Genomic DNA, 10,342 nt, shown 5'->3' with positions numbered 1-10,342 from the left:
GCTCAACCATGCCGCCGACTTGCTCGCTTTGATCCGGGTGGACCAAAAAGATGATTTCGTAATGACGCATGAATGCTCCTTACGGGTTGTAGCCTGCCGTTCAAAAACGGTCAGACAAGGAGTGAATGACACTTATGGACTTGCTGGCGATGGGCACCTCGGTGCCTGCCGTCACAGCAAGGGGCGCAATTGTAGAGAAGGGACTGCGGAGGTGCAAGGCAATTGGTGATTATTTGAACAACACCAGACTTCGCCCTGAAACATGACACTGTGGGAGCGAGCCTGCTCGCGATTGGCCTTCACATTCAGTAATGATGCTGAATGTTACTGCGCCATCGCGAGCAGGCTCGCCCCCACATTTGAATCGCGTTCGGGTCAGGACTTCTTGGCAGAAGCCTTGGCTTTCGCACCGCGCTGACGCTGCGCTTCGAACAGGCACACGCCAGTTGCCACGGATACGTTGAGGCTGCTGACGCTACCGGCCATCGGCAGGTTCACCAGATAGTCGCAATGTTCGCGAGTCAGGCGACGCATGCCTTTGCCTTCAGCGCCCATGATCAGGATGGTCGGGCCGGTCAGGTCCTGGTCATAGATGCTGACCTCGGCCTCACCCGCCGTGCCGACAACCCACAAACCGCGCTGCTGGAGTTTTTCCAGAGTGCGCGCCAGGTTGGTTACCGCGACCAACGGAATCACTTCCGCCGCGCCGCAAGCCACTTTACGCACGACTGGCGTCAGGGTAGCGGACTTGTCTTTCGGCACGATCACTGCCAGCGCACCGGCAGCATCCGCCGAACGCAGGCAAGCGCCGAGGTTGTGCGGGTCGGTCACGCCGTCGAGCACCAACAGCAACGGTGCGCCTTCGGTACGATCGAGCAATTCGTCGAGCATTGCCTCGCCCCAGACCTGGCTAGGACTGACGTCCGCCACCACGCCCTGATGCACGCCTTCAACCCAGGCGTCCATTTCGCGACGTTCGGCCTGACCGACCTGGACACGATTCTCGTTGGCCAGTTCGATCAAGGTCTGCACGCGCGGATCGTTGCGGCTTTCAGCCAGCCAGATCTGCTTGACGCGTTTCGGGTGATGACGCAGCAACGCTTCTACTGCGTGAACGCCGTAGATTTTTTCCAACTGACTCATGACTTCGCCTTCGGTTTACGTGCCCCGCCACTTTTGGCTGGAGCAGAACCCGCTTTTGGCGGGCCTTTACGGTGTTTGCTCGGTTTTGCTGGCTTGCTGCCGGAGGCCTTTTCAGGCGCCGACCGCCCGGTCTTTCCCCCAGGCGCCGCTTTACCACCGCCTTTGGCATCGGCCAGCAAGGCCTTCTTCATTTCGCGGCTTTTACGCAGCTCGGCGTTTTTCGCCACGGCATCGCTCGGGCGGTAAGCCTCGGGAGCTTTTTCCTTGGCAGGACGACGACCAGCGGCTTTTGCCGGTGCCGGCTCTGCTGCGGATTTTGCTGCGGTTTTCGCCGCAGGTGCCGAGGTTTCAGCGCCACGCTTTTTACGACCGATTGGTGCGCTGATGGTTTTTTCAGACATCTCGAAGTCGATCTTGCGTTCGTCGAGATCGACGCGCATGACCCGCACTTCAACGGTATCGCCAAGACGGAAGCTACGACCGGTACGCTCACCGGCCAGGCGGTGGTGCACAGGATCGAAGTGGTAGTAGTCGCCCGGCAGCGCGGTGACGTGCACCAGACCTTCGACGTAGATATCGGTCAGCTCGACGAACAGACCAAAACCGGTCACGGCAGTGATCACACCCGGGAACGACTCGCCCACACGATCTTTCATGAACTCACACTTGAGCCAGTTCACTACGTCGCGGGTCGCTTCGTCGGCACGGCGCTCGCTCATCGAGCACTGCTCGCCGAGTTGCTCCAGCGCCGCTTCGTCGTACGGATAGATACGCGCTTTCGGAATGGTCATCGCACCAGCACGACGAACGTGCGGGGTGTCCTGTTTCGAATGGATCACGCTGCGGATTGCCCGGTGCGTGAGCAAGTCCGGGTAGCGACGGATCGGCGAGGTGAAGTGGGTATAGGCTTCGTAATTCAGACCGAAGTGGCCGTCGTTTTCAGCGCTGTACACCGCTTGGCTCAACGAGCGCAGCATGACGGTCTGGATCAGATGGAAATCCGGACGGTCCTTGATGCTCGCCAGCAATGCCTGATAGTCCTTCGGCGACGGGCCATCCTTGCCTTTATGCAGGGACAGACCAAGCTCACCAAGGAAGGCGCGCAGTTTTTCCAGACGCTCCGGCGGCGGACCGGCGTGAACGCGGTACAGCGCAGGGATTTCGTGCTTTTTCAGGAACTCTGCGGTGGCCACGTTGGCCGCCAGCATGCATTCCTCGATCAGCTTGTGCGCGTCGTTACGGGTGGTCGGGCGGATTTCGGCAATCTTGCGCTCGGTACCGAAGATGATTCGGGTTTCCTGCGTTTCGAAGTCGATCGCGCCACGCACGTGACGAGCGGCCAGCAACACTTTGTACAGCGCATAGAGCTGCTTGAGGTGCGGCACGACGTCGGTGTATTCGCCACGCAATTTGCGCGCTTCGGTGGCTTTCGGCGTTTCCAGCATCGCGCTGACCTTGTTGTAGGTCAGACGAGCGTGGGAATGGATCACCGCTTCATAGAAGCAGTAGTCAGTCATTTCGCCGGATTTGGAGATGGTCATCTCGCAAACCATGGCCAGACGATCAACCTGCGGGTTCAGCGAGCACAGGCCGTTGGACAGTTGCTCAGGCAACATCGGCACTACGCGCTCGGGGAAGTACACCGAGTTGCCACGAACCTGGGCTTCGTTGTCCAGCGCCGAACCGATCTTCACGTAGCTGGAAACGTCGGCAATCGCCACGTACAACTTCCAGCCACCGGAGAACAGGCGCAGCTTGCCTGGCTTGGCTTCGCAGTAGACCGCGTCATCGAAGTCGCGGGCATCTTCGCCGTCGATGGTGACGAACGGCAGATGGCGCAGGTCGATGCGCTTCTCTTTGTCTTTGTCTTCGACTTCCGGCTTGAGCTTGGCCGCTTCTTTCAGAACGGCTTCAGGCCAGACGTGCGGGATATCGTAGGTGCGCAAGGCAACGTCGATTTCCATGCCCGGCGCCATGTAATTGCCGACAACTTCGACAATATCGCCCTGAGGCTGGAAGCGCGGGGTCGGCCAGTGAGTGATCTTCACTTCAACGAATTGGCCGATCTGGGCATTGGCGTTGCGGCCCGGGGTGACCAGCACTTCTTGCTGGATCTTCGGGTTGTCGGCAACGACGAAACCGATGCCGCCCTCTTCAAAGTAGCGACCTACAATGGTTTCGTGGGCACGGGACACGACTTCGACGATCACGCCTTCGCGGCGACCGCGACGGTCAAGACCGGAAACCCGCGCCAGCGCACGGTCACCGTCAAACACCAGACGCATTTGCGCCGGGCTCATGAACAGGTCGTCGGAACCGTCGTCCGGCACCAGGAAACCGAAGCCGTCACGGTGACCGCTGATGCGGCCGAGGATCAGGTCGAGTTTATCCACCGGCGCGTACGTACCGCGGCGAGTGTAAATAAGCTGAGCGTCGCGCTCCATGGCACGCAGGCGGCGGCGCAGGGCTTCGACCTGGTCTTCTGTGGTCAGACCAAATTCTTCGACCAGTTGCTCACGGGCAGCTGGCGAACCCCGATCAGCAAGGTGCTGAAGGATCAGTTCGCGGCTGGGTATAGGGTTTTCATATTTTTCCGCTTCACGAGCGGCCTCGGGATCGAGGGACTGCCAATCGGCCATTAGAGAGTTTTCACCTTGTCTATATGCGGGTTAGTTTGGCATAGGCGCCATCAAACGGGAAATTTCAGACTATAAAGGCCCATCTAAAGCTCTGTATCGACGTTTCACAGCCGTTTTAAAGACCGCTGGTAAAAAAAATCATTTTTTTGCGCGACGGGGGTTTACAGTTAAAAACACGCTCCGTATAGTGCGCGCCATCGACGACGCACAAACGTTGCCGATGCTGCCCAGATGGTGAAATTGGTAGACACGCCAGCTTCAGGTGCTGGTGACCTTACGGTCGTGGAAGTTCGAGTCTTCTTCTGGGCACCAATTTAGAGCTTGAGACTAGATCAGTTTCAAGACTCACACAAAACCCGCGAAAGCGGGTTTTTTGCATTCTAAGGAACGCTTTTGTTAAAACTGATTTATTAATATTAAATCAGGGGTTTACAGATCAAAAAGCGCTCCGTATAGTGCGCCACATCAACAGCGGCAACGCTAGCGATGAATGCCCAGATGGTGAAATTGGTAGACACGCCAGCTTCAGGTGCTGGTGACCTTACGGTCGTGGAAGTTCGAGTCTTCTTCTGGGCACCAATTCAAATTCAGGGTTACGACCCTGGATTTCACAAAAACCCGCGAAAGCGGGTTTTTGCGTTTCTGCCTTCCAGAAACTCAAAGACCCCCCATCTCCTGTGGCACATTCCATCACTAACAAATCCAGACCCTCCTCAGGGCGCATCTGAGAAACAATATCGTTTATCATTGTTGCAAGTTTTTGCAATGCGACAGTGAGGAACCCTGCGAATGATGTTTCGAAATACCCTGCGCCGCGGCTTGACCTTCACCCTGCTCGGCCTGGCACTCGCCACTCCCCTCTCCCAGGCTGCCGATTCGGTTTCCCTGACTCTCTACAACGGTCAACACAAGGAAGTCGGCGACGCGATCGCCAAAGCCTTCGAAGCCAAGACCGGTATTCACGTCAACGTACGTAAAGGCAGCAGCAATCAGCTCGCCAGCCAGATCGTCGAAGAAGGTGATCGCTCCCCTGCCGACGTGATCTACACCGAAGAATCCCCGCCTCTGAACAAACTGGGCGAACAGGGTCTGCTGGCCAAGACCGATGATGCGACGCTCGCCGTCCTGCCAAAAGAATATGTAGCCGGTAATGGCACCTGGATCGGCGTGACTGCGCGGGTTCGTGTGGTCGCTTTCAACCCGAAACTGGTTGATGAAAAAGACCTGCCGAAATCGGTCATGGAATTCTCCGATCCAAAATGGCAAGGCAAGGTCGGCTTCGTACCCACCAGCGGTGCCTTTCAGGAACAAGCCGTAGCGATCATCAAGATGCACGGCCGTGACGCCGCCGAAGAATGGCTGACCGGCCTGCGCGCCTTCGGCAAAACCTACAGCAACAACATGGTTGCGCTCAAAGCAGTGGAAAACGGCGAAGTCGCCACTGTGCTGGTGAACAACTATTACTGGTTCGCCCTGCAACGCGAGAAAGGCAAGCTGGACTCCAAACTGCATTACTTCACTGGCGGCGACGTCGGCGGGCTGATCACCGTGTCCAGCGCTGCGGTGCTGAAATCCAGCAAACACCCGAAAGAAGCTCAGCAATTCCTCGCCTACATGGCCAGCGAAGAAGGCCAGCGCGTAATCACTCAGACCACCGCCGAATATCCGCTGCACAAAGGCATGGAATCGGATCGCGGGCTCAAGCCGTTCAGCGAACTGGAAGCACCGAAAGTCACTCCAGCCGATCTCGGCAATGCCGAAGAAGCGCTGGACCTGGAACGTGAAGTTGGCTTGAACTGATGACGGCATCGTTATCCGCCCCCGCCAAGCGCGGGGGTTACCTGCCACGGCGCAAGCGACCGTCGATCTGGCTGATACTGCCGGTTTTGCTACTGGTGGTATTGAGCCTGTTGCCGCTGGCCTATGTCGGACTGAAAGCCTGGCAGGCCGGTTGGGCCGAGGCGCTGCACTTGTTGTGGCGCCCGTATGTGTTCGGCCTGCTGCGCAATACACTGGCCTTGATGGTTGGCGTGACGCTGACGTGCGGCGTGATCGGCCTGTCGCTGGCCTGGTTGCTGGAACGCAGCAATTTGCCGGGACGGCGCCTGTGGGGCGTGATTCTGTGCCTGCCGTTCGCGGTACCGGCGTTCGTCAGCAGCTTCACCTGGGTTTCGTTGAGCGCGCAGTTCGAAGGCCTCGGCGGGGCGATTCTGGTGATGAGCCTGTCGAAGTACCCACTGATCTTTTTGCCGGTTGCGGCGACCCTGCGCAATCTCGACCCGTCTCTTGAAGAGTCGGCACGTACCTTGGGGCAGAACCGCTGGGGCGTATTTTTCCGCGTCACCCTGCCCCTGCTCTGGCCATCACTGCTGGCCGGTTCGCTGCTGATTGCCCTGCACATGCTGGTGGAGTTCGGCGCACTGTCGATCATCGGCCTGCAAACCTTCACTACCGCGATCTATCAGCAATTCGAACTGGAATTCAGCAACGCCAACGCGGCGATGCTGTCTGCCGTGTTGCTGGCGCTGTGTCTGGTGCTGTTATGGCTGGAACTGCGGGTTCGCGGCAAAGGTCGTCATGTGCGGATTGGCCAGGGCGCGGCGCGGCGGGCCGAGCAAGTGAAGCTGGGGAAATGGGCGGCTGCCGGTCAGCTGTATTGCCTGACGCTGGCGATTATCGGCAGCGGGATTCCGCTGGGCATGCTGGCGTACTGGCTGGCAGTGGGTTCGTCCGCAGCGTTCCCGGTCGCAGCGATTACCGAGGCATTGCTGTCGTCGCTGGCGCTGTCGCTGGGTGGGGCGGCGCTGTGTCTGGTGCTGGCGGTGCCGGTCGGCTTGCTGGTGGTTCGCTACAAAGGACAACTGGCGATCTGGGCTGAGCGCTTGCCGTACCTGCTGCATGCACTGCCGGGATTGGTGATTGCGCTGACGCTGGTGTATTTCGCCCTGCATTACGTGCCAGCGCTGTATCAGACTTCAGCGTTATTGCTGATCGCTTATGCGCTGCTGTTTTTGCCTTTGGCTCAGGCGCCGATTCGTACGGCACTGAACAAGGCTGCACCGCAACTGGAAGAGGCGGCGCGGACGCTTGGCGCGTCCTCGTTTACGGCGTTTTGCCGGGTAACGCTGCCGATTATCTTCCCGGCGCTGGGCGCGGCGTTTGCGCTGGTGTTCCTCGATGCGATGAAGGAACTGACTGCGACGCTGCTACTCAGTCCGACCGGGCTGAACACGCTGGCGACCGAGGTTTGGGCGCATACCGCGAACGTCGAGTTTGCGGCGGCGGCGCCTTATGCGGCGTTGTTGATTGTGGTGTCGGGGTTGCCGGTTTATCTGCTAACAACCAGGATGTATCTGAGTCGCTGACATCGCAATCGCGAGCAGGCTCACTCCCACATGAGACCGCGGTCAAAAGTGGGAGCGAGCCTGCTCGCGAAGAGGCCAGCCGAGACGATATCAGGCCCGAAACTGCCCCAAGCTTGCTTTCAACTGCGCCGCCAAGCCATCCAGCACCTTGCCGCTGGCCGTGGTTTCCACCACCGCCTGAGCCGCTTTCTCGGCCTGCGCATGTATCGTCTGAACCCGCCCACGAACAGCCTGCGCCCCTTGCGCCTGATGCGCTGCAGCCTGAGTCGCCAGACCAATCGCCGCGTGTACCTGCTCGACCGACGCCTGCACCGATTGCTGCAACCGCGCACTGTCACGCAACACCAGCAAACCTTCGTTGGCCTGACGCCCGGCCTGCCCGATGGCCTCAACCGCCTCACGCGCGCCCTGTTGTAACGCGACGATGTGCGCCTGAATATCGCCCGTAGAGCTTTGCGTCTTGCTCGCCAGCGCTCGTACTTCGTCCGCCACCACCGCAAAGCCACGACCGGTCTCACCCGCTCGCGCCGCTTCAATGGCTGCGTTGAGCGCCAGCAGGTTGGTTTGCTCGGCGATGCCGTGAATCACCGTCAGCACCACTTCAATCTGCTCACTTTGCTGCGCCAACCGCTCGATCACTTTCGACCCGGTGTCGACCTGCCCGGCCAGCGCCTCGATCAGACTGCCAACCTTGGCTGACGTGCGCGTGTTCTCGTCGGTGGCCTGACGAATATCGACCACCTGCTTCAGCGCAGCCTGCATCGCATGACTTTCCGACTGCGCCTCGTCCGCCATTTGCGACAGTGCACGCAGGCTTTCCGCGACTTCATCACGCTGCATCCCGGCCGCCGCATCGGCGCCGGCATTGCGCAGGGTCATTGCGCCGATTTCCACACCGGTACGCTGCGCCACATCACCCGCCTCACGCACAATCGGCTGCAACTTATCCACGAAGCGATTGACCGCCGAGGCCATGTCGCCGATCTCGTCCTTGCTGTTGATCTGCACACGCTTGGTCAGGTCGCCCTCGCCCGCCGCGAGATCGTCCATTGCTGCGTTGAGCATCTTCAAGCGATTGACCACGCGATGCCCGAGCACCACCGCCAGCAACAGCAATACGCCGCAACCGACCAGTGCCAGACCCATGCCGATCCGCCAGCGCAATGTCGCCGCCGCATCCTGCACGGTACTGGTGGTGTTGGCCTTCATTTCGGCAGCAGTCGATTGTGCCGATTGCAGACGCGCGCGCATCGCCGTGGCGCTGTCGGCGGCTGCGCCCTTGAGGCTGTCGCCAACCAGTTGATCGCTGCTGGCAATCAATGCAGAGAAGCGCTGATCGAGCGCCGCCAGATCGGTTTCCACCGAAGCCGTGGAAACGCCCATCAGCACTTTGCCGATTTCCACGCCATTGGGATTGATCGAGGCTTCGAGGTAGTAGACCGACGGATCGTGCTTCGCCGCATCCAGCACTTTATCCAACGCGCGCTCGCCCTGACCCTTTTCCAGCAGGGCCTTGTTGATCGGGTTTTCGCGATTGAGGTAGCGCGTCAGGTGTTGCCCGGTAGCATCGTCGTAGACCACGAACAACACGTTGGGATTGCGCTGGGCGCGTCGAGCGAATTCGGACAGGGTCGGAACGTCGCTGTCCCACATGGCGCGGGGCGCAACCGAAGCCAGCAACTGGGCCATGTCATTGGCCGAGTCCTTGAGGTCTTTTTCCAGAGTCGCCCGCAGCTGCGCCTGCTCGTCTTTCAAGCGCGAGGACAGGCCAGCAGTAAGGCGCTGTCGCGTACTCGACGACAAACTGTCGAGGCTCGACGTGACTTCACGCCCGGCCTGCTCCAGTTCGCCCGAGAGCTTCTGGCTGTCAGCGCCCAGGCGAGTGCCGAGATCGGCTTCCAGTGCAGTGACCGTGCTCCGTGTCAGGGCAACGGCTACCAGCACCTGCACCAAAAGGGCGATACCAAGGGTAACGAATACGGGGCGCAATAAACGGCTTTGTAACAGTGAGAGAACGGCCGACACTGTGAATACCTCTACTTCTGACGCCATTAATTTGATGGCACTCTTGTAGGAAGATTCACAGCAAAGGTCATGCCGTCCAACAGGCATAAACGACAAAGGCCCCGATTAAGGGGCCTTTGTTTTTTACATCAACGACTTATCAAGCAAACGGATGGCGCAGAACGATGGTTTCGTTGCGATCCGGGCCCGTCGAAATAATGTCGATCGGCGCGCCGATCAACTCTTCAACGCGTTTGATGTAGGCACGAGCGTTAGCTGGCAGCTCTTCCAGAGTCTTGGCGCCGACGGTCGATTCGGTCCAGCCTGGCACTTCTTCGTACACAGGCTGCAGGCCCACGTAGCTGTCAGCGTCAGTCGGAGCGACGTCCTTGCCTTCCGCATCTTTGTAGCCGACGCAGATGTTGATGGTTTTCAGACCGTCGAGTACGTCCAGCTTGGTCAGGCAGATGCCCGAGATGCTGTTCACATCGATAGCGCGACGCAGGATAACTGCGTCGAACCAGCCGCAACGACGTGCACGGCCGGTGGTGGCGCCGAACTCGTGACCTTGTTTGGCCAGATGCGCGCCGACTTCGTCGAACAGCTCAGTCGGGAATGGACCCGAACCTACGCGAGTGGTGTAAGCCTTGGTGATGCCGAGGATGTAATCCAGGAACATCGGGCCAACACCCGAACCGGTAGCAACGCCGCCAGCGGTGGTGTTGGAGCTGGTCACGTACGGGTAGGTACCGTGATCGATGTCCAGCAGGGAGCCTTGGGCACCTTCGAACATGATGTCTTTGCCAGCGCGACGCAGGTCGTGCAGCTCGGCAGTCACGTCGAGCATCAGCGGCTTGAGCAGCTCAGCGTATTCCTTGCACTCGGCCAGGGTCTTGTCGTAGTCGATGGCTGGCTCTTTGTAATAACCGACCAGCATGAAGTTGTGGTATTCCACCAATTCACGCAGCTTGTCTTCAAAGCGCGGCATGTTGAGCAGATCGCCAACACGCAGACCACGACGTGCGACCTTGTCTTCGTACGCCGGACCGATGCCGCGACCGGTAGTACCGATCTTCAGCTCGCCACGGGCCTTTTCACGGGCCTGGTCCAGCGCTACGTGGAAGGACAGGATCAGCGGGCAGGACGGGCTGATACGCAGGCGCTCACGCACCGGTACGCCTTTCTCTTCCA

The 10,342-nt window shown here is 59.3% G+C and carries 6 protein-coding genes, 2 tRNA genes and 1 pseudogene; 4 read left to right on the top strand and 5 right to left on the bottom strand.

The window, feature by feature from the left end:
* From ACIOZM_RS30400 to rnr, 3 genes and pseudogenes are all read right to left on the bottom strand, one after another.
* Nucleotides 1-70, bottom strand: a pseudogene (locus tag ACIOZM_RS30400) (30S ribosomal protein S6); the annotation flags it as partial.
* A 305-nt stretch (nt 71-375) separates the two neighbouring features.
* A complete protein-coding gene (gene rlmB, locus ACIOZM_RS30395; RefSeq protein ID WP_123530785.1) occupies nt 376-1,143 on the bottom strand; it encodes a 23S rRNA (guanosine(2251)-2'-O)-methyltransferase RlmB in 768 nt (255 codons plus the stop codon).
* Nucleotides 1,140-3,782 carry a ribonuclease R gene (gene rnr / locus ACIOZM_RS30390; protein WP_401221079.1) on the bottom strand — a complete coding sequence of 881 codons (2,643 nt, stop codon included), beginning with the start codon at nt 3,780-3,782 and terminating at the stop codon, nt 1,140-1,142. Before rnr ends, rlmB begins: the two co-directional genes overlap by 4 nt.
* Before the next feature lie 225 nt (nt 3,783-4,007).
* On the opposite strand from rnr, the gene ACIOZM_RS30385 reads away from it, so the two are divergent.
* The 4 genes from ACIOZM_RS30385 to ACIOZM_RS30370 all read left to right on the top strand — a co-directional run bounded on the left by ACIOZM_RS30385 (nt 4,008) and on the right by ACIOZM_RS30370 (nt 7,147).
* A tRNA-Leu gene (locus ACIOZM_RS30385) sits at nt 4,008-4,094 on the top strand.
* A 180-nt stretch (nt 4,095-4,274) separates the two neighbouring features.
* Nucleotides 4,275-4,361: transfer RNA gene (locus ACIOZM_RS30380), tRNA-Leu, on the top strand.
* 210 nt (nt 4,362-4,571) lie between these two features.
* A complete protein-coding gene (locus ACIOZM_RS30375) occupies nt 4,572-5,582 on the top strand; it encodes an iron ABC transporter substrate-binding protein (RefSeq protein ID WP_401221076.1) in 1,011 nt (336 codons plus the stop codon).
* Nucleotides 5,582-7,147, top strand: coding sequence for an ABC transporter permease (locus ACIOZM_RS30370; RefSeq protein WP_401221074.1), 1,566 nt, complete (start codon nt 5,582-5,584; stop codon nt 7,145-7,147). The genes ACIOZM_RS30375 and ACIOZM_RS30370 overlap by 1 nt, the downstream gene beginning before the upstream one ends.
* A 90-nt stretch (nt 7,148-7,237) precedes the next feature.
* Here the strand turns inward: ACIOZM_RS30370 and ACIOZM_RS30365 are convergent, their stop codons facing one another.
* Nucleotides 7,238-9,172 (bottom strand): methyl-accepting chemotaxis protein, encoded by a 1,935-nt coding sequence (locus tag ACIOZM_RS30365; protein ID WP_401221071.1) that lies wholly within the window; start codon nt 9,170-9,172, stop codon nt 7,238-7,240.
* Between the two features lie 139 nt (nt 9,173-9,311).
* Nucleotides 9,312-10,342: adenylosuccinate synthase (locus tag ACIOZM_RS30360; RefSeq protein ID WP_401221068.1), on the bottom strand; the 1,031-nt coding region annotated here is incomplete at its 5' end.

It is taken from the genome of Pseudomonas sp. NPDC087346 (genome assembly GCF_044744235.1).
In the GTDB taxonomy this organism is placed as follows: Bacteria; Pseudomonadota; Gammaproteobacteria; order Pseudomonadales; family Pseudomonadaceae; genus Aquipseudomonas.
Note: the sequence above shows the minus strand (reverse complement) of the source record. Positions and strands in the feature narration are given on the sequence as shown.

Bases quoted from the DNA above. Each gene is read 5' to 3' on its own strand.
- ACIOZM_RS30370 (WP_401221074.1), top strand. From the start codon at position 5,582: ATGACGGCATCGTTATCCGCCCCCGCCAAGCGCGGGGGTTACCTGCCA.
- ACIOZM_RS30375 (WP_401221076.1), top strand. From the start codon at position 4,572: ATGATGTTTCGAAATACCCTGCGCCGCGGCTTGACCTTCACCCTGCTC.
- rlmB (WP_123530785.1), bottom strand. From the start codon at position 1,143: ATGAGTCAGTTGGAAAAAATCTACGGCGTTCACGCAGTAGAAGCGTTG.
- rnr (WP_401221079.1), bottom strand. From the start codon at position 3,782: ATGGCCGATTGGCAGTCCCTCGATCCCGAGGCCGCTCGTGAAGCGGAA.